Source organism: Caballeronia sp. GAWG1-1, assembly GCF_023631465.1.
Taxonomy (GTDB): Bacteria; Pseudomonadota; Gammaproteobacteria; order Burkholderiales; family Burkholderiaceae; genus Caballeronia.
This window is the reverse complement of sequence record NZ_JALQDB010000018.1, coordinates 41107-60738: the sequence shown is the minus strand read 5'-3', so window position 1 is coordinate 60738 and position 19632 is coordinate 41107. Positions and strand designations below refer to the sequence as shown.

Genomic DNA, 19632 nt, shown 5'->3' with positions numbered 1-19632 from the left:
GCACATCATGGAAGCAAGAGAAAACATCGTCGGGCAAGCGGGTGAGGCGGTGGCGAACGCGCTGATTCCGCAGAAAAACGACAAGCAAAAGTGGTATCAGCAACTGACGGAATACAGTCTGATCGTGATCTTCGTGGTGATGTTCGCCACGATGTCGCTGACGGTCGATCACTTCTTTTCGATCGAAAACATGCTCGGACTGGCCTTGTCGATCTCGCAGATCGGCATGGTGGCCTGCACGATGATGTTCTGCCTCGCCTCGCGCGACTTCGACCTTTCGGTCGGCTCGACGATCGCCTTCGCCGGCGTGCTTTGCGCGATGGTGTTGAACGCGACGGGCAATACGTTCATCGCGATCATCGCGGCGGTGGCGGCGGGTTCGGTGATCGGCTTCGTGAACGGCGCGGTGATCGCCTATCTGCGCATCAACGCGCTGATTACCACGCTCGCCACGATGGAAATCGTGCGCGGCCTGGGCTTCATCGTGTCGCACGGTCAGGCGGTGGGCGTGTCGTCGGACACCTTCATCGAACTCGGCGGACTGTCGATGCTGGGGATTTCCCTGCCTATCTGGGTCACGCTTGCATGTTTCATCGTTTTTGGCGTATTGCTCAACCAGACTGTGTACGGCCGCAATACGCTCGCAATTGGCGGCAATCCGGAAGCCTCGCGGCTCGCGGGCATCAACGTGGAGCGCACGCGCGTGTGGATCTTCCTGATCCAGGGCGCGGTCACCGCGCTCGCGGGCGTCATTCTCGCTTCGCGGATCACGTCGGGTCAGCCGAATGCCGCTGAAGGTTTCGAATTGAACGTGATTTCCGCGTGCGTGCTGGGCGGCGTGTCGCTGCTCGGCGGACGCGCGACGATCTCTGGCGTCGTGATCGGCGTGCTCATCATGGGCACGGTCGAAAACGTGATGAACCTTTTGAACATCGACGCGTTCTATCAGTACCTCGTGCGCGGCGCGATCCTGCTGGCCGCCGTGCTGCTCGATCAGCTGAAGAATCGCGGGTCGCGGGACTGAGCCTCCGGTCGTGTCGTTTGCATCGCCGCGAGAGCCATACGGCTTTCGCGAAGCCAAACTCTTGTGAACAAGCCCATGTCAGCCACTGAAAAGAAGCTCGCCGTTTATCCCAGCCTCGCGGGCAAGACCGTGCTCATCACGGGCGGCGCCACCGGTATCGGCGCGTCCTTCGTGGAAAACTTCGCCGGTCAGGGCGCGAAGGTCGCGTTCTTCGATATCGATACGGCCGCGGGCGAAGCGCTCGCCGACCGGCTCGGCGCGTCGCTGCCCGAAGGCCGTTTCAAGCCGCTCTTCCTGCGTATCGATCTGACCGACATCGACGCCTTGCGTAAAGGCATCGTCGATGTGCGCTCGGCGCTCGGGCCCATCAGCGTGCTCGTCAACAACGCGGCGAACGACAAGCGTCATTCGATCGAATCGGTGACGCCCGAATCGTACGATGCCGGCATCGCGGTGAACATTCGCCATCAGTTCTTCGCGGCGCAGGCGGTCATCGAAGACATGAAGCAGCTCGGCGGCGGCTCGATCATCAATCTCGGCTCCATCAGCTGGATGCTCAAGCAAGGCAATTTCCCGGTCTACGTCACGTCGAAGTCGGGCGTGCAGGGCATGACGCGCGGCCTCGCGCGCGATCTCGGCAAGTTCGGCATTCGCGTGAATACGCTCGTGCCGGGCTGGGTGATGACCGAAAAGCAAAAGACGCTTTGGCTAGACGACGCAGGCCGCGAAGCCATCAAGCTCGGCCAGTGCATCGACGCCGAACTGATGCCGGAACATCTCGCGCGCGCGGCGCTGTTCCTGGCGTCGGACGACAGCAGCATGTTGACCGCGCAGGATATCGTCGTCGACGGAGGATGGGCGTGAAAGCGCGCCTTCTCGTCGACAGCCAGTGCGCGCTCGGCGAAGGCGCGACGTGGTGCGCGCGAAGCGGCCGCTTCTACTGGACCGATATCGAAGGCAAGCGTCTGTGGCGTTACGATCCGCGCGATGGCAAAAGCGAATCCTTCGAAATGCCCGAGCGGCTCGCGTGCTTCACGCCGTGCGCCGATGCGGGACGCTTGCTGCTCGGCCTTGCATCGCGGCTCGCGTTCTTCGACCTGACGACGCGCGAGATCGAGACCATCATGCTCGTCGAAGCCGATTTGCCGACGCGTCTGAACGATGGCCGCTGCGACCGCGAAGGGCGCTTCGTGTTCGGCACTAAGCACGACGTGGAGGATGCGCAGGCGGTCGGCGGGTTCTATCGGCTGAATCACGATTTGTCGCTCGAACGGTTGCCGCTTCCCGACTGCGCGATCTCGAACAGCATCGGCTTCAGCCCAGATGGCGCGACGATGTACTACTGCGATTCCCCGACGCGCCAGATTCGCGCGTGCGATTACCCGAGCTTCGCGAACGACCGCGTGTTCGTCGAATTGAGCGATGCGACGGGCGTTCCCGACGGTTCCATCGTCGATGCCGATGGCGGGCTCTGGAACGCGCAATGGGGCGGTTATCGCGTGGTGCGTTATGCACCCGATGGCCGCGAAAGCGCGCGTGTCGATGTGCCGAGCGCGCAACCGAGTTGCGTCGCGTTCGGCGGCGCGGACTTCGCATCGATGTATGTGACGAGCGCGCGCGTCGGACTGAACGAGCGTGCCTTGCAGACCGATCCGCATGCAGGCGGCGTGTTCATCGCCACACCGGGCGTGCGCGGAATCGAAGAAGCGGTATTTCAGGGCAAGCCATGAAACCAAGGCGCCGCGCTCTGCGTTCAAGCGCGCCCAAGCCCGGCCACGCCGGGCCGTTTCGCCTCTCGCTGGAGTACGAGCCATGACTGCTGCGCGCACAGAAACAGGATCGAACGCGGTATCCGCATCCACGGCGCAGGCGAACGCCCGCCGTTCTCGTCTCGCCGCCGCCAAGGAGCCGCCGATACGCCCCGGCCCGGGCACCGCGGCGGTCGCTATCGGCAGCGCGGGCGTCGCTGGCTGCATCACGCTTGCAAACGCGCATTTGCGGCTCGATGTCGCGCCTTCGCTCGGCGGCGGCATCACCCGATTCGACTGGCGTCATGAAGGCGCGCTCGTGCCGATCTTTCGACCTTGCATCGAACCGGGCCCGGACACCGATCCGAATAAGCTCGCCTGCTATCCGCTGCTGCCGTATTCGAATCGCATCGGCAATGGGCAGTTCGAGTTTTCCGGCCGCGCCATCGACGTGCCGTGCAACCGCGCGGGCGAACCGCTGCCCATTCACGGCGACGGCTGGCTCGGCGCGTGGCAAGTGGAAGACGAAGACGCAGACGCAGCCCATGTGCGCATGACGCTCGACCGGCGCGACGGCAAGCCGTATTCGTATCGCGCAACGCAGACTTATGCCTTGGACGACGCGACGCTCGTCGTGACACTCGACGTTCAGAACACGGGCGATCAGGCGCTGCCGTTCGGTCTCGGGCTGCATCCGTTTCTGATGCGCGAAGCGGATACGGAGTTATCCGCGGCGGCGGGCGGTCTGTGGCTTTGCGGCGACGACTGGCTGCCGGTGCGTCACGTTCCCGCGCCGCCCGCGTGGCAGTTCGGCGTGGCATACCCGATGCCGTCCGAGATGGTGAACAACGCCTTCACCGGCTGGAGCGGACGCACGAGCGTGCTGTGGCCCAGGCGTCGGCTGTCGCTCATCATCGCCGCCGATACCGACTACTACGTGCTCTACGCGCCGCCCGGCGAGAACTTCTTTTGTTTCGAGCCGGTGGATCATCCGATCAACGCGGTGAACCTGCCCGGTGGAGGCGAGGCGCACGGCATGACGGTGCTCGAACCGGGCGAGCGGCTCGCGCGTACGTTTCGCTTCACGGTCGAGCGAACGGGCGATGCGTCGCGGCGGGCCAGTCCACGCACGCGCGCTCGCGCGGGTTCCGGCGCGAAGGCGAAGGCACGCGCAACGCATGCACGCGTGGATGGCTGAACGAAAGCCAGATGACAGACGCCTGAGAGCAAGCGATCAAAGCGGCGGCTTGCCGGACGATTCGGACGAGTAGGGTGGAACGCCGGCACGTTAAAATGCGTGCCATCGACGTTCTTCGAGAAGCCTCCCGCCATGTCCTTCATTCAATCGCTCAACGCCGCGTGGTCGCGCACGCAATCGCTGCTGTGCGTCGGTCTCGATCCCGAGCCGTCGAAGTTCCCGGCCGCGCTCAAGGGCCGTTCGGACGCGATCTTCGAGTTCTGCCGCGATATCGTCGATGCCACCGCGCCTTACGCGTCATCGTTCAAACCGCAGATCGCGTACTTCGCGTCGAATCGCGCGGAAGATCAACTCGAAGCGCTGATCGCGCATATCCACGAGAAGCATCCCGGCATTCCCGTGATCCTGGATGCCAAGCGCGGCGACATCGGCAGCACGGCGGAGCAATATGCGCGCGAGGCGTTCGAGCGCTATCGTGCGGATGCGGTCACGGTCAACCCGTACATGGGTTTCGATTCCATCGAGCCGTATCTCGCGCATAAAGGCAAGGGCGTGATCGTGTTGTGCCGGACCTCGAACGCGGGCGGCTCCGATCTGCAGTTTCTCGATACAGGCGGCAGGCCGCTTTATCACGTGGTCGCGACGCTTGCGGCCGAAAGGTGGAATAAGAACGGTCAGCTCGGACTCGTGGTCGGCGCGACGTTTCCGAGGGAAATCGAAGCGGTGCGTTGTATCGTCGGCGAGATGCCGTTGTTGATTCCAGGTATCGGCGCGCAAGGCGGCGATGTCGAAAGAACCGTGCGCGCGGGCCGCACTGGCAACGGCACGGGCATGCTGATCAATTCGTCGCGCGCGATCATCTACGCGAGCAAGGGCGAGGATTACGCTCAAGCCGCTGCGGACGCGGCGAAGAAAACGCGCGATTCCATCAACGCGTATCGATAAGAACGATGCGCGGCTTCGGCAATGCGACGATGCATAGAAGCCGCGCTGAAACGTGGATCAGCGGGTATCGATGAATTCGCGGCGTTTCAACGCTACGCCAACTCACGACCAATACCGCGAAGTCAGAACGCGATGCGATCGAAGCCACATCGCCGCTTACTTCTCCCTGCGCTCCAGCAACTCCAGCAAGCCCCTCAACGCATGCGCCGCCGCCTGCGTGCGTACTTGTTCGCGGTCGCCCTTGAACAACTGCGTCTCGACAGCCGTATGCAGCCGATTGCTCCACGCAAACGACACCGTTCCCACCGGCTTCGCCTCGCTGCCGCCCCCTGGCCCCGCCACGCCCGTGATCGACACCGCCACCTGCGCGCGGCTGTTGCGCAAGGCGCCTTCGGCCATTGCTTTCGCCACCGGCTCGCTCACCGCGCCATGCTGCTCGATCAACGCAGCCGGCACGCCGATCATCTCGGTCTTCGCGAGGTTCGAATACGTGACGAAGCCGCGCTCGAACCACGCACTGCTGCCGGAAATATCCGTGATCGCCGCCGCGACCATGCCGCCCGTGCACGACTCGGCGGTCGCGAGCGTCAGCCGTTCGTCGCGCAGCTTGTTGCCGACGCGAATCGCGAGTTGGTGAACGACGGTATCGGTTGCCATGACGATGTTCCGAAGGGTTGAAGGTGAGAAGAACGACCGTCAGACGGTCATGCGCCAGAGCGCGATCACGAGCAGCGAGAAGAACGCCGCGACCAGGTCGTCGAACATGATGCCGAAGCCGCCTTTCAAATGGCGGTCGAAATAGCGAATGGGCGGCGGCTTGACCATGTCGAAAAAGCGAAACACGACGAACGCCCACAACTGGCCGGTGAACGTCGCGGGCGTGACGAGCAGCAACACGAGCCAGAACGCAATGATCTCGTCCCACACGACCGCCGACGGGTCCGCGACATTCATCTTCTTCGCGGTGAAGCCGCAGAACCAGCATCCGGCAACAAAGCCGATGACGATCAGCGCGCCCCATTCGGCCACCGTCAGATACTGATTGAACACGACGAACGAAACCCACGCGAAGAGCGTACCGACGGTGCCGGGCATGATCGGCGAAAGCCCGCTGCCGAAACCGAGCGAAAGAATATGCAGCGGATGCGTGAGCATGAAGCGCGCGCTCGGCTTGCGCGGCGCGCCGCGCGCAGTGGGGGGATCGCCCGGGAGCGCCGGGGTCGGGTCAGTCTGCATGAAAGTGGTCGAAGCCTTGCAACGTCAGTGAAAGCGGCGCGCCCGTGTTGTCGCGCCAGTCGATGGCGGGCGTACTCGTCGTGCACGGCGCGCTCATCGCTTCGATTGTACCGATGCGCGTCAACGCCATGCCCACGCGTTCTGCAATGCGAGCCACGGCGTCACGCCGCTCGCGCGGCGCGGTGAAGCAGAGTTCGTAGTCGTCGCCGCCCGCGAGCGCGCATTGGCGGCGCGCGGCTTCGGGCAAGGCGCGAACGGCATCGGAGCACGGCACGGCGTCGGCATCGACGATGGCGCGCACGCTCGAGCGCCTGAGGATATGCATGAGATCGCCGGCCAGGCCATCCGAGATATCGAGCGCCGCGTGCGCCACGCCGCGCAGCGCGAGACCGAGCGCCACGCGCGGCTCGGGGCGTTCGAGCGCCACGTTCCATGCGGACGACGCCGCCGGCCATTCGCCGCGTATTGCGCCGAGTCCCGCGCGGGCATCGCCCAAGGTGCCGGAAACGTAGATGTCGTCGTCGGGCTTCGCGGCATCGCGACGCAATGCCGCGCCATGCGGCACGTCGCCGAAAACGGTGATGCAGATGTTGAGCGGACCGCTCGTGGTGTCGCCACCGATCAGCGCGCAGTCGAAGCGCTGCGCGAGCGCGAAGAGGCCGTCGCTGAATGCGGCGAGCCACGCTTCGTCGGCGCGCGGCAAGGCGAGCGCAAGCGAGAACGCGTGCGGCTTCGCGCCCATCGCGGCGAGATCGGAAAGGTTCACGGCGAGCGCCTTGTGACCGAGCGCGTTCGGATCGACATCGGGAAAGAAGTGACGGCCTTCGACCAGCATGTCCGTGGAAATAGCCAGTTGATGTCCGGCGGGCGGCGCGATCAGCGCGCAATCGTCACCGATGCCAAGCGGCATGGCGGCCGCGTTGTCGTGTCGTGACGATGGCGGGCTCGCGCGGCGGGCGAAGTATCGATCGATCAGTGAAAACTCGGAGAGCATCGTGGGCGTCAAGGCTGATTGTTGCGCTGCAAGATAGAAATGTATTGGACGGCAAAATGCATCGGCGAGCGGTGAACGTACCCGCATCGTGTCTCGAAAAAACCGGCCGATGCGCTGAAAGCCTTACTGCGCTTCAGGATCAGACCTTTTAAAGTCACGGCACTTGTAGCTGAATTGCATGGACTGTGGGCTAAAGCGCTACACGAATGGCGCTACAATGCGTTCGAACTTCCATTCTAATTCCCGCACTGCTAGCCCGCCTTATGACGACTGACGCCAATACCAAGCTTCGCGAAGCCGCGCTCGACTATCACGAGTTTCCGGTCCCCGGAAAGATCGCAATTGCGCCGACCAAGCAGATGATCAACCAGCGCGATCTCGCGCTGGCTTACTCGCCGGGCGTCGCGTTCGCGTGCGAGGCGATCGTCGAAAATCCGCTCAACGCCGCACGCTTCACCGCGCGCAGCAACCTCGTGGGCGTCGTGTCGAACGGCACGGCGGTGCTGGGTCTCGGCAACATCGGTCCGCTCGCTTCCAAGCCGGTGATGGAAGGCAAGGCCGTGCTCTTCAAGAAGTTCGCGGGCATCGACGTGTTCGACATCGAGCTCAACGAAAGCGATCCGCACAAGCTCGTCGAAGTGGTCGCCGCGCTCGAACCGACGTTCGGCGGCATCAATCTGGAAGATATCAAGGCGCCGGATTGCTTCATCGTCGAGCGCGAGTGCCGCAAGCGCATGAAGATTCCCGTCTTCCATGACGATCAGCACGGCACGGCTATCGTGGTCGCGGCAGCCATCACCAACGGCCTGAAGGTGGTCGGCAAGGACATCGCCGAAGTGAAGCTCGTGGCGTCCGGCGCGGGCGCGGCGGCGCTGGCCTGTCTCACCTTGCTCGTCGATCTCGGCATGAAGATAGAGAACATCTTCGTCACGGACTTGGCCGGCGTGGTCTATAAAGGCCGCACCGAACTCATGGACCCGGACAAGGAACGCTTTGCTCGCGAGACCAGCGCGCGCACGCTCGCCGAAGTGATGGAAGGCGCGGACGTGTTCCTCGGCTTGTCGGCAGGCGGCGTGCTCAAGCAGGAAATGGTCAAGGGCATGGCCGCGAAGCCGCTCATTCTCGCGCTTGCCAATCCGACGCCGGAGATCCTGCCGGAACTCGCGCTCGAAGTGCGCCCCGATGCCGTGCTTGCCACCGGCCGCACGGACTACCCGAATCAGGTCAACAACGTTCTGTGCTTTCCGTTCATCTTCCGTGGCGCGCTCGATGCGGGCGCGACCACCATCACGAAGGAAATGGAAATCGCGGCGGTGAACGCAATCGCGGAACTGGCGCGTCAGGAACAAAGCGATATCGTCGCGACCGCGTACGGCATTCAGGACTTGTCGTTCGGCCCCGAGTATCTGATTCCGAAGCCTTTCGATCCGCGTCTCATCGTGAAGATTGCGCCAGCGGTGGCCAAGGCCGCGATGGACAGCGGCGTGGCGACGCGTCCTATCGAGGACATGGACGCCTACGAACAGCACTTGCAGCAGTTCGTCTACCACAGCGGCACGACCATGAAGCCCGTGTTCCAGCTCGCGCGCAGCGTGGAGCCGGAGAAGAAGCGCATCGTGTTCGCGGAAGGCGAGGAAGAGCGCGTGCTGCGCGCCGTGCAGATCGCCGTCGACGAAAAAATCGCCAAGCCGATTCTCATCGGCCGGCCGGCGGTCATCAGACAGCGCATCACGAAGTTCGGTCTGCGTCTCACGCCGGATGTCGACTTCACGATGGTCGACACCGATCACGACGAGCGCTACCGCGACTTCTGGCAGACGTACTACAAGATGATGGCGCGCAAGGGTATCAGCGAGCAGATGGCCAAGCTCGAGATGCGCCGCCGCACCACGCTCATCGGCGCGATGCTGGTGGAAAAGGGCGAAGCCGACGGCATGATCTGCGGTACGGTAAGCACGACGCATCGGCATTTGCACTTCATCGATCAGGTGATCGGCAAGAAGGAAGGCGCGAAGGTCTACGCGGCCATGAACGGCCTCGTGTTGCCGGGCCGCCAGATTTTCCTGGCCGACACGCACGTCAACGTCGACCCGACGCCCGAGCAGCTCGCGGAAATCACCATCATGGCGGCGGAAGAGGTGAAGCGTTTCGGCATCGTGCCGAAGATCGCGCTGCTGTCGCATTCAAACTTCGGCACGAGCAACGCGCCGACCGCGCAGAAGATGCGCGAGGTGCTGGCTATCCTCAAGCAACGCGCGCCCGATCTCGACGTCGATGGCGAAATGCACGGCGACGTCGCGCTCGACTCACGTCTGCGCAAGGAAGTGCTGCCGGAATCGACGCTCGAAGGCGACGCCAATTTGCTGATCCTGCCTAACATCGACGCCGCGAACATTTCGTACAACCTGCTGAAGACGGCGGCGGGCAACAACATTGCCATCGGTCCGATGCTCCTCGGCGCGGCAAAACCGGTGCATGTGCTGACGGCATCGGCGACGGTGCGGCGTATCGTCAACATGACGGCGCTGCTCGTGGCGGACGCGACGGCTGCACGGTAAACGAATGAACTGAGCGTCTGCTGTACGACGACGTGCCAATTGAACGCGGCGGAATTTTCCGCCGCGTTTTTTTTGGCAGCAAAAAACGCGGGCGAAAAAAAAGCGTGCCGTGGGTCGTTGGCACGCTTCGAGGCAAGAGCAAAGGGGATTCACTCGCCCTCCAAGGGTCAAAAACAGAGCCTCGGCGGAGCGCCTGCCGTGAAGCCGACAAGTGAGGCGACTCGTCATATGGCTTCGCGGCTCTGCGGGACAAATTATTATCTCGTTCAGGATAAAAATCTCTCAGATTTGGGCTAAATATTGACTTGATTTTTTGCCAATCTCCATGCTTTTTGGCAATTTTAAGGAAGAATTGCCGATTTCTCGCGGAACGTTGCTTCCCCTTGTCATTAGCGATACCCTTGCATCTTTCATGGTCGTCGAATTCTGATAACGCGGGGACAACCGTTTCGTGATGCGTGCATGGGTTTCAACCATCGTCGCCTTGAGTCTCATTCTTGGCGGGTGTGGCAAGGACGAATCCCGTGGCGGCGCACCAGATGCGGCATCCGCGGGTCCCGCTGCCATTCAGGCAAGCGAGGCGCCGGGAACGCCCGCCGAATCGGCAGGGTCTCTTGGTCGGGGACCGGTGCGGGAACCCACGCAACGGTCTGCCGAATCCGGCCGGCCTAAGCGTGACGGGCTCGCCACCATCGGCATTGCGCAGTTGCCGAAGCAGGCAGTGGCTACATTGCGGCTGATCGAAGCGGGCGGCCCTTTCCCTTATCCAAAGGACGGAGTCGTGTTCGGCAATCGCGAGCGTGTGCTGCCGCGGCATCCGCGTGGTTATTACCACGAGTACACGGTGCCCACGCCGCGTTCGCGTGACCGGGGCGCCCGGCGAATCGTGTGTGGCGGGTCGAAGCGGCAGACCGGCGACTGCTACTACACGGAAGACCATTACGCCAGTTTCAAACGCATTGCGGACTAACTAGGGATTAACGGCATGAGCGACAACATCTACGCGCACGACAACGGCGTCGCGAGTGATCTTTTCGCAACCGGCGATGGCAACCTGTTCCAGCGAGTATTGCGGCTACGCATGACAGAACACGACAACAGACCCGATGACGAGCCGAATCCGGTGCAGGCGCATCCTCAGGAACCGGCGGAGGAATCCGAGTCTCTTTTCGCGACGGTGCGGCCGAATATCGTGCAATCCATCCGCGCGTTCCGTGTTCAGGAACTCGCCGACGAAGCGAATCGACTCGAACAGCATTTTCTTTACGCGTATCTCGGGCAGGCGCAGAGCAAGCAGGAAATCCTGGAGACCATTGCAACGTCGTTCCTGTTTCCCAAGCACTTCGGCAAGAACTACGACGCGCTGTACGACTCGCTGACCGATCTCGTCCACAAGGCGGGCTCGCAACCGGGCTTCGTGATCGTGCTGGAGCAATTGCCGATTGCGCAGAAATTCGACAAGGAAGGGCGCGAGACGCTGCTCGACGTGTTCCGCGACGCGGCCGAGTTCTGGGCCGAACGGCGCGTGGCGTTCCGCGTGTTCTATTCGTTCGTGTGACGCGCTGAAGCGAGCGCTGCTCGCGCGACGTTTGAAATGAATCAGCCCGATGGGTCTTGCTCATCGGGCTGATTTTGTTTTGCGGGCTGTCGTCCCGTTCACCAGCCGCCCCAACGCGCGGCGAGCGCGGCCAGCACCGCGATTCCCGCCGTCTCCGTGCGCAACACGCGCGGTCCGAGACCGAGCGCGGAGAAACCCGCCGCCACAATCTCACTTTCTTCCAATGGCGAAAATCCCGCCTCCGGTCCAATCAGCAAAGTCACCGGTTCGCGCGGCGCTTTTGCGGGCAGCGTCGCGAACGTGAGTTCCGCGCGCGGCGAAAGCAGCAAGCGCAGCTCACCATCGGAGGCGGGCGGCAAGTCGGCGAGCCAGGCGTCGAGATCGCGCGGCGGCGCGACGTGCGGTACGCGATTGCGTCCGCATTGCTCGCAGGCGGCGCGCACGAGCGCTTGCCAGTGCGCCTGACGCTTGAGCGCGCGCTCGCCCGCAAGCCGCACGACGCCGCGCTCGGTGGTCAGCGGCACGATATCCGCGACGCCCAGCTCCACCGTCTTCTCGATCAGCCAGTCCATCTTGTCGCCGCCCGCGACGCCTTGCGCGAGTATCACGCGATACGGCGGCTCCGCGTCACGTTCGTCGTGTTCGTCGATCCGCGCGCTGGCCGCGCGTTTCGCGATCTCGGTCAGCTCCGCGCGATACTCGCCGCCTTCGCCATCGAAGAGCGTGATGACATCGCCGGTCTGGAGGCGCAGGACGTGCACGTGGCGCACGACATCGTCGGGGAGGGGCAAGGTTTGGCCCACCGCGAGCGGGCCGTCAACGTAAAAGCGTGGCATAGGTAACGATCGCGGATGCAGAACCCGCGGATAGTGAAGTTGCCTTGAGGGAATGAAACAGCGCTTAGTTCAGATGCCGCGCAATCGCCCAGCGATAGCCATCCGGATCTTCGATCTGCGCAAAGCGGTCGCCCCAGAACTGATCCTGTGGCTCGATGAGCGCTTTTGCGCCCACGGCGATGGCCTGCGCGAAGGTGGCATCCACGTCGTCCACATAAAGATAGAACGACTGCGGCGCCATGATGCCGGAGCTCTTCGGCGTGCGCGCCTGCGAGCCGTAAGCGCCCTCCGGCGCGAACATCACGATCAACTGGCCGCGATACGTCATCTCGACGTGGATGATGCTGCCATCGTCGTTCACGCTGTCGCGCACCGCGAAGCCGAGCGCCTTCTCGTAGAACCCGATGCTCACGCGCGCATCGCGCACGGTGAGATAGGGCGTCAACCAGGGCACGTCGGCCGGGCGTGGGTCTGTCATCGAAAGCACTCCTTCAAGCCTTGCTGCACGAATACGGTGAGGGACATTCTGCCACGAAGCCCGGCATGCCATCCGGAGGCGCCGGCGCTCGAAGCGAAGCAGCCGCTGCACGGAACGTGCCCGCCGCGATGGTCAGCGATGCGCGTCGAACGGCGATGCTTTGGCGCTTGCTCGCGGCCTGTCAATCGGACCGGTCTGTTAGAATGACGGCCTCCCGATCCTCGTCGTTTCTCGTCGTTCCGGTCCTGAAAACGTTGTGTGCCGCGGGTCCGGCGCGTAGCAGAATCACTGCGGATTATTTCAGGACCAGCCGGAAGCTCCCGAGCTTTCCAAGCACTCGACACGACATGACGACCCAGCCCTCCAGTCAGACCGCCCTCATGGCCAACGCGATCCGCGCGCTTGCCATGGATGCCGTTCAACAAGCCAACTCCGGTCACCCCGGCATGCCCATGGGCATGGCCGAAATCGGCGTCGCGCTGTGGTCGCGCCATCTGAAGCACAACCCCACGAATCCGCACTGGTTCGACCGCGACCGTTTCGTTTTGTCGAATGGTCACGGCTCCATGCTGCTGTATTCGCTGCTGCACCTGACCGGCTACGACCTGCCGATCGGTGAACTGAAGAACTTCCGCCAACTGCATTCGAAGACGCCGGGTCATCCGGAAGTGGGCATGACGCCGGGCGTCGAGACCACCACCGGGCCGCTCGGTCAGGGCGTCGGCAACGCGGTCGGCATGGCGCTCGCCGAAGCGTTGCTCGCGGCCGAGTTCAACAAGGCCGACGCGAAGATCGTCGATCACCATACGTATGTTTTCCTCGGCGACGGTTGCCTGATGGAAGGCATCTCGCACGAAGCCGCATCGCTCGCGGGCACGCTCAAGCTGAACAAGCTGATCGCGCTGTACGACGACAACGGCATCTCCATCGACGGTCACGTCGAACACTGGTTCCACGACGACACCCCGAAGCGTTTCGAAGCCTACGGCTGGAACGTGATCCGCGCGGTAGACGGCCATGACGTCGAAGCGGTCGATGCCGCCATCGCCACGGCGAAGAACTCGGACAAGCCCACGCTGATCTGCTGCCGCACGGTCATCGGCAAGGGTGCGCCGACGAAGGCGGGCGGTCACGACGCGCACGGCGCGCCGCTCGGCGACAAGGAAATCGCCGCGACGCGCGCGGGCCTCGGCTGGAATTACGAGCCGTTCGTGATTCCGCAGGAAGTCTATGCGGCGTGGGACGCGAAGGAACAAGGTACGCACGCCGAAGCCGAGTGGAACAAGGCGTTCGAGGCCTACCGCGCGAAGTACGGCAGCGAAGCGGTCGAATTCACGCGCCGCATGAAGGGCGAATTGCCGGCTGACTGGAAGGCGAGCGCGGCGAAGATCATCGAAGATGCGAACCAGCGCGCCGAAACGGTCGCTTCGCGCAAGGCATCGCAACAGACCATCGAAGGTCTGGCCGCTGCGTTGCCGGAACTGCTGGGCGGTTCCGCGGATCTCACTGGATCGAACCTCACGAACTGGAAAGCGTCGAAGCCCGTACGCGCTGCCGGCGACGCAGAAAACGCGAACCCCGGTCACGCGGGCATTCAGTGGGGCAACCACATCAATTACGGTGTGCGCGAATTCGGCATGAGCACGGCCATCAACGGTCTTGCGCTGCATGGCGGCTTCCGCCCGTTCGGCGGCACGTTTCTGACGTTTTCGGATTACAGCCGCAACGCGCTGCGCGTCGCGGCGCTGATGAAGTCGCGCTCCATCTTCGTGTTCACGCACGACTCCATCGGTCTCGGCGAAGATGGCCCGACGCATCAGTCGATCGAACACGTGTCGAGCCTGCGTCTGATTCCGCAACTGCAGACGTGGCGCCCGGCCGACACCGTGGAAACGGCGGTGGCCTGGACGCATGCAATCGAACATCAAGGTCCGTCCACGTTGATCTTCAGCCGGCAGAATCTGCAATTCTCGCCGCGCAACGACGTGCAGATCGCGAACATCGCGAAGGGCGGCTACGTGCTGCGCGACTGGAACGACGACATTCCGGCGCGCAAGATCATCCTCATCGCGACCGGCTCGGAAGTGCAGCTCGCGATGCAGGCGGTCGAGGCACTGGCGAAGGACGGCATCGGCGCGCGCGTCGTCTCGATGCCCTGCACCAACGTGTTCGACAAGCAAGACGCCGAATACCGCGAGCGCGTGCTGCCCAAGGGCGTGGCGCGCGTGGCGATCGAGGCGGGCGTGACGGATTTCTGGCGCAAGTACGTGGGCCTCGAAGGCGGCGTGGTCGGCATCGACACGTTCGGCGAATCCGCACCGGCGGGCGAGCTGTTCAAGCATTTCGGCTTCACGGTGGAACATGTCGTCGAGACGGCGAAGTCCGTGCTCGCGGCCTGAACCCGGCAGTCAACGGTTTTTTTAGCCATCAGGAGATTGACCATGACGATTCGCGTTGCAATCAACGGCTACGGCCGGATCGGCCGCAATACGCTGCGAGCTTTCTACGAAAACGGCAAGAAACACGACATCGAGATCGTCGCCATCAACGATCTCGGCGATGCCAAGACGAACGCGCATTTGACGCAGTACGACACGGCGCACGGCAAGTTCCCGGGCGAAGTGTCGGTGGACGGCGATTACCTCGTCGTCAACGGCGACAAGATTCGCGTGCTGGCCAACCGCAACCCGGCCGAACTGCCGTGGGGCGAGTTGAACGTCGACGTCGTGCTGGAATGCACGGGCTTTTTCACGACGAAGGAAAAAGCGAGCGCGCACATCAAGGGTGGCGCGAAGAAGGTCATCATCTCGGCGCCGGGCGGCAAGGACGTGGACGCGACCATCGTGTATGGCGTGAACCACCACGTGCTGAAGGCATCCGACACGGTCATCTCGAACGCGTCGTGCACGACGAACTGTCTCGCACCGCTCGTCAAGCCGCTGAACGACAAGATCGGTCTCGTGAACGGTCTGATGACCACCATCCACGCTTACACGAACGATCAGGTTTTGACCGACGTGTATCACGAAGACCTGCGTCGCGCGCGCTCGGCCACGCATAGCCAGATCCCGACGAAGACGGGCGCGGCTTCGGCGGTCGGTCTCGTGCTGCCGGAACTGAACGGCAAGCTGGACGGCTATGCCATTCGCGTGCCGACCATCAACGTGTCGGTGGTCGATCTGTCTTTCATCGCCGCTCGCGATACGACGGTCGAGGAAGTCAACAAGATCATGAAGGAAGCAGCGGAAGGTTCGCTCAAGGGCATTCTCGGCTACAACGAGGCGCCGCTCGTGTCGATCGACTTCAATCACAACCCGGCTTCGTCGACTTTCGATGCAACGCTCACGAAGGTGTCGGGCCGTCTCGTGAAGGTGTCGAGCTGGTACGACAACGAGTGGGGCTTCTCGAACCGCATGCTGGACACAGCTGTAGCGCTCGCGAACGCGAAGTAAGCTTGGTGCACTGACCGACGTAAAAAAGCCGCTCTTCGGAGCGGCTTTTCTTTTCCCGCGCGGGTTCCGGCTTACGCGAAATTTCTGCCGGCAATGCGACACGACGTAAGCCGCAGCCGCCGCAGCCGCGTTCGCCGATGCCGTGCCCCTGAGATCGATTCGACAGCGCATCGCTGGAAATGCCGGACCTACGCTCGGTGTGGCACCGGAAAATGCACGCCCGCGCGTTGCGCCGCGTTGACGATGTGCCGCTCTATTGCAATGCCGGCTTTCTCGCCGTCACGCGCCTTGAGTGCTTCGACGATCACCATGTGTTCGTTATAAGTCGAAAGCACGAGCTCGCGCCGATAGAACGGCAAGCGCTGGCTCTCTTTCATGATGTCGGCGCTGCCACGCAAGATGGACTCGATGGCCGCATTGCCCGCGAGACTCACGATACGCATATGGAATGCGAAGTCGAGTTGCGCGGCTTCCTCGAGTTCCGCCGCCATGAGCGCGCCTTGCAGCGCGTTCAGATTGTCATCGAGCCAGTCGATGTCGGCGTCGCCGATGGAATGCGCCGCCAGCCGCGCGACGAATCCTTCGAGCGCGAAGCGCATCTGATACGTATCGGGCAACGACGCCTGATCGGCAAACCGCCAGCCATGCGCGCTCGACGCCTGCGCGCTGCTCACATACACACCCTTGCCGGGACGGATGTGCAGCATGCCGAGCGCTTCGAGCGTGGTCAGCGCCTCGCGCAACGAAGCACGGCTGATCGCCAGTTCCTCCGATAGTTGCCGCTGCGCGGGAAGCAAACTGCCCACGGGATACATGCTCGACTCGATACGCTCGCGGATGGTCGCGATGGCGGCATCGGTCACGGTATGCGGAACGTTTTTCATAGGAAGAATTGGGGAATGGCCGGTCTGACCGCCATTGTATGCGCGCCTTTCGTACGCGTGTGCTCCGGTTCGAATCAAGCGATTCCATGCCAGAAGGCAACAGGGTAAACCGTTAGCACGCGTTGCTTGACGCGGTTATATCGGCTTTCTAATATGCCTCATCACATCACTGGTCCGACCAGTCGGAACAGTTGCCTGGAAATGAAACCCTTCAACGACAAGGAGAAGGTCGTGTCGAGATTCCTGAATTCGCTGTTCGGCAGGGTGATGATCGCGCTGGTCATCGGTATCGTGGTCGGCGCGCTTTTTCCCCACTTCGGCCAGTCGCTGCGGCCGCTGGGCGATGGCTTTCTCAAGCTCATCAAGATGGTGATCGGGCCAATCGTGTTTTGCGTCGTCGTCAGCGGCATGGCGAGCGCGGGCGATCTGAAGAAGGTCGGGCGCGTCGGTCTGAAAGCGGTGGTCTACTTCGAGATCATGACTACGCTGGCGCTCGTGATCGGCGCGATCCTCGCGTGGGTGACGCGTCCGGGCGTCGGCATGAATATCGACCTGCATACGCTCGACGCGTCGTCGCTCACGACCTATACGGAACACGCGAAGAGCCTCAAGGACACGGCGGGTTTTCTGCTGAAGATCATTCCCGATACCGCCATCGACGCCTTCGCCAAGGGCGACATCCTGCAAGTGCTGGTGTTTTCCGTGCTATTTGGCTCGGCGCTCTCGTTGCTCGGCGACAAGGCGAAGCGCGTGACCGGTCTGATCGACGAACTCTCGCACGTGTTCTTTCGCATCATGGCGTTCATCATCAAGCTGGCGCCGCTCGGCGTGCTCGGCGCGATTGCGTTCACGACCGGGCAGTACGGCGTCGAATCGTTGAAGCAACTCGGCCTGCTCGTGGCCGTGTTCTATGCAAGCTGCTTCCTCTTCGTGTTCGTCGTGCTCGCAGTGGTGATGCGCCTCGCGGGCTTCTCCATCTTCAAGCTCGTGCGCTATCTGCGCGAAGAATTGTCGATCGTGCTCGGCACTGCATCGTCCGATGCCGTACTGCCGCAGATCATGCGCAAGCTCGAATGGATGGGCATCAAGGACTCGACCGTCGGCCTCGTGATTCCGACCGGCTATTCGTTCAATCTCGACGGCTTCTCGATCTACCTCACGCTCGCGGTGATCTTCATAGCGCAGGCGACCAACACGCCGCTTTCGCTGCATGACCTGATCGTCGTGGTGCTCGTGTCGCTCGTGACCTCGAAAGGCGCGCACGGCATTCCCGGCTCGGCCATCGTGATCCTTGCGGCCACGCTGTCGGCCATTCCCGCGATTCCCGTGCTCGGTCTCGTGCTGATTCTGCCGGTCGACTGGTTCGTCGGCATTGCGCGGGCGGTGACGAATCTCATCGGCAATTGCGTGGCGACCGTGGTCGTGGCCGTGTGGGAGAACGACATCGACCGGGCGCGCGCCAGGCGTGTGCTCGACCAGGACGCGGATTATCGCTTCGTGCCGGCCGCGCCCGAAACCTCGCATGGGCATGAGAACGCGCACGCGATCTGATGCCGAAGCTGCGCTCGATCTTCAAATAAAAGGACATACGAATGGCAAACCCGATTCTCGATCCCGATGCGCCCGCCTTCACGCGCCGCTATATGAACCTCGCGGACCCGCGTCTTGGCGCGCAGGCGCTCTTCGCCACGGACGAATTCTTCGCGCCGAAGGAACGCATGCTGGAGCCGCAGCCGGCGGTGTTCATTCCCGGCAAATACGACCAACACGGCAAGTGGATGGACGGCTGGGAAACGCGCCGCAAGCGCACGACGGGCTATGACTTCTGCGTCGTCAAGCTCGCGCGCGCGGGCACGATTCACGGCATCGATATCGATACGAGTCACTTCACCGGCAACTTTCCGCCGGCCGCGTCGGTCGAGGCGTGCTACAGCCCGAACGCCGATCCAGCGAGCGCGCCCGAAGACGGCGACTGGCGCGAGATCGTGCCGGCGACGACCTTGCAGGGCAATCGTCATCACTATGTCGAGATCGCCGATACGCGCGCTTACACGCACTTGCGCGTGAACATTTACCCCGATGGCGGGATCGCGCGGCTACGTGTGTATGGTCAGCCGAAGACGGATTTTTCGCGCATCGAGCGCGGCACGCTGCTGGACCTCGCGGCTGTCGAGAACGGCGCGTATCTGGTCGCGGCGAACAATCAGCACTTCGGGCCAGCATCGCAAATGCTGATGCCGGGACGCGGCGTGAATATGGGCGATGGCTGGGAAACGCGTCGCCGTCGCGAGCCTGGCAACGACTGGGCGATCGTGGCGCTGGCCGCGCCCGGCGTGATCCGCGCGATCGAAGTCGATACCGCGCATTTCAAAGGCAATTTCCCGGATCGCTGCTCGCTGCAGGCGGCGCGCGTCGAGGGCGGCACGGATGAATCGCTCGTGACGCAAGCCATGTTCTGGCCTGTGCTGCTCGACGAGCAAAAACTCGCTATGGACAACGTGCATCGCTTCGAGAAGGAGCTCGCGAAGCTCGGGCCCGTGACGCACGTGCGCTTCAATATTTTTCCGGATGGCGGCGTGTCGCGGCTGCGCGTCTTCGGCGAAATTCAATGAAGACGCCGATGCTTGTCTTGCTCGCGCGCCGAGCGTTCGCGTTCATCGATCAAGGTGCGTGAACCTAATTGCGAATCGTGCGCATACGCATCTCGCAAATCGTACAGGC

Annotated in this window: 17 protein-coding genes and 2 pseudogenes; 13 read left to right on the top strand and 6 right to left on the bottom strand. The window is 62.8% G+C overall.

All coding sequences use genetic code 11. The annotated features are described in order from the left end of the window. Positions 1–7 precede the first annotated feature (7 nt). The 5 genes from araH to pyrF all read left to right on the top strand — a co-directional run bounded on the left by araH (position 8) and on the right by pyrF (position 4915). A complete protein-coding gene (araH, locus tag NCT03_RS11805; RefSeq protein WP_244826248.1) occupies positions 8–1024 on the top strand; it encodes an L-arabinose ABC transporter permease AraH in 1017 nt (338 codons plus the stop codon). Positions 1025–1099: 75 nt separating this feature from the next. After that, a complete protein-coding gene (locus tag NCT03_RS11800) occupies positions 1100–1888 on the top strand; it encodes an SDR family NAD(P)-dependent oxidoreductase (RefSeq protein ID WP_244826247.1) in 789 nt (262 codons plus the stop codon). After that, complete coding sequence (locus NCT03_RS11795) at positions 1879–2754, top strand: SMP-30/gluconolactonase/LRE family protein (RefSeq protein ID WP_244826246.1); 876 nt, start codon at positions 1879–1881, stop codon at positions 2752–2754. Before NCT03_RS11800 ends, NCT03_RS11795 begins: the two co-directional genes overlap by 10 nt. Before the next feature lie 82 nt (positions 2755–2836). Next, the gene (locus NCT03_RS11790) at positions 2837–3970 is read left to right on the top strand and encodes an aldose 1-epimerase (protein WP_250492723.1); all 1134 of its coding nucleotides are present in this window, start codon (positions 2837–2839) and stop codon (positions 3968–3970) included. A 132-nt stretch (positions 3971–4102) separates the two neighbouring features. Then, a complete protein-coding gene (gene pyrF / locus NCT03_RS11785; protein WP_250465655.1) occupies positions 4103–4915 on the top strand; it encodes an orotidine-5'-phosphate decarboxylase in 813 nt (270 codons plus the stop codon). A gap of 156 nt (positions 4916–5071) precedes the next feature. Here pyrF and NCT03_RS11780 read toward each other — a convergent pair whose 3' ends face one another. Genes NCT03_RS11780 through thiL form a run of 3 tightly spaced genes read right to left on the bottom strand, consistent with a single transcriptional unit; the run spans position 5072 to position 7145 of the window. Further along, entirely contained in the window at positions 5072–5572 is a 501-nt protein-coding gene (locus tag NCT03_RS11780) for a CinA family protein (protein WP_244826243.1), read from the bottom strand. Positions 5573–5611: 39 nt separating this feature from the next. Then, positions 5612–6151, bottom strand: a complete 540-nt coding sequence (locus tag NCT03_RS11775; RefSeq protein ID WP_244826242.1) for a phosphatidylglycerophosphatase A family protein — start codon at positions 6149–6151, stop codon at positions 5612–5614. Next, on the bottom strand, positions 6141–7145 hold the full coding sequence (gene thiL / locus NCT03_RS11770) for a thiamine-phosphate kinase (RefSeq protein WP_250492739.1): 1005 nt from the start codon (positions 7143–7145) through the stop codon (positions 6141–6143). The genes NCT03_RS11775 and thiL overlap by 11 nt, the downstream gene beginning before the upstream one ends. A 263-nt stretch (positions 7146–7408) precedes the next feature. Between thiL and NCT03_RS11765 the strand changes: the two genes are divergently transcribed. The 4 genes and pseudogenes from NCT03_RS11765 to NCT03_RS11755 form a co-directional block, all read left to right on the top strand. After that, positions 7409–9703 (top strand): NADP-dependent malic enzyme, encoded by a 2295-nt coding sequence (locus NCT03_RS11765; RefSeq protein WP_250492722.1) that lies wholly within the window; start codon positions 7409–7411, stop codon positions 9701–9703. Positions 9704–10154: 451 nt separating this feature from the next. Next, positions 10155–10673, top strand: coding sequence for a ribonuclease (locus NCT03_RS11760; RefSeq protein ID WP_250492721.1), 519 nt, complete (start codon positions 10155–10157; stop codon positions 10671–10673). A 15-nt stretch (positions 10674–10688) separates the two neighbouring features. Next, positions 10689–10796 (top strand): annotated as a pseudogene (locus tag NCT03_RS34380) (barstar family protein); the annotation flags it as partial. 69 nt (positions 10797–10865) lie between these two features. Continuing rightward, positions 10866–11261 (top strand): annotated as a pseudogene (locus tag NCT03_RS11755) (barstar family protein); the annotation flags it as partial. Between the two features lie 98 nt (positions 11262–11359). On the opposite strand, the gene NCT03_RS11750 reads toward NCT03_RS11755, so the two are convergent. Both NCT03_RS11750 and NCT03_RS11745 read right to left on the bottom strand, forming a co-directional pair. Continuing rightward, positions 11360–12097 (bottom strand): 16S rRNA (uracil(1498)-N(3))-methyltransferase, encoded by a 738-nt coding sequence (locus NCT03_RS11750; protein ID WP_244826238.1) that lies wholly within the window; start codon positions 12095–12097, stop codon positions 11360–11362. Between the two features lie 64 nt (positions 12098–12161). Continuing rightward, a complete protein-coding gene (locus NCT03_RS11745; RefSeq protein ID WP_244826237.1) occupies positions 12162–12575 on the bottom strand; it encodes a VOC family protein in 414 nt (137 codons plus the stop codon). A 347-nt stretch (positions 12576–12922) separates the two neighbouring features. Between NCT03_RS11745 and tkt the strand changes: the two genes are divergently transcribed. Then, positions 12923–14974: a transketolase gene (tkt, locus tag NCT03_RS11740; protein WP_250465645.1), complete on the top strand. Its 2052-nt coding sequence runs from the start codon at positions 12923–12925 to the stop codon at positions 14972–14974. A gap of 42 nt (positions 14975–15016) precedes the next feature. Then, positions 15017–16027 (top strand): type I glyceraldehyde-3-phosphate dehydrogenase, encoded by a 1011-nt coding sequence (gene gap, locus NCT03_RS11735; protein WP_244826235.1) that lies wholly within the window; start codon positions 15017–15019, stop codon positions 16025–16027. A gap of 188 nt (positions 16028–16215) precedes the next feature. Here gap and NCT03_RS11730 read toward each other — a convergent pair whose 3' ends face one another. Continuing rightward, positions 16216–16911 (bottom strand): FadR/GntR family transcriptional regulator, encoded by a 696-nt coding sequence (locus tag NCT03_RS11730; RefSeq protein ID WP_244826234.1) that lies wholly within the window; start codon positions 16909–16911, stop codon positions 16216–16218. A gap of 231 nt (positions 16912–17142) precedes the next feature. Between NCT03_RS11730 and NCT03_RS11725 the strand changes: the two genes are divergently transcribed. Together NCT03_RS11725 and alc are read left to right on the top strand one after the other, a co-directional pair. Then, positions 17143–18462 carry a C4-dicarboxylate transporter DctA gene (locus NCT03_RS11725; RefSeq protein WP_244828113.1) on the top strand — a complete coding sequence of 440 codons (1320 nt, stop codon included), beginning with the start codon at positions 17143–17145 and terminating at the stop codon, positions 18460–18462. 41 nt (positions 18463–18503) lie between these two features. Next, positions 18504–19523 (top strand): allantoicase, encoded by a 1020-nt coding sequence (gene alc / locus NCT03_RS11720; RefSeq protein WP_250492720.1) that lies wholly within the window; start codon positions 18504–18506, stop codon positions 19521–19523. Positions 19524–19632: the final 109 nt, after the last annotated feature.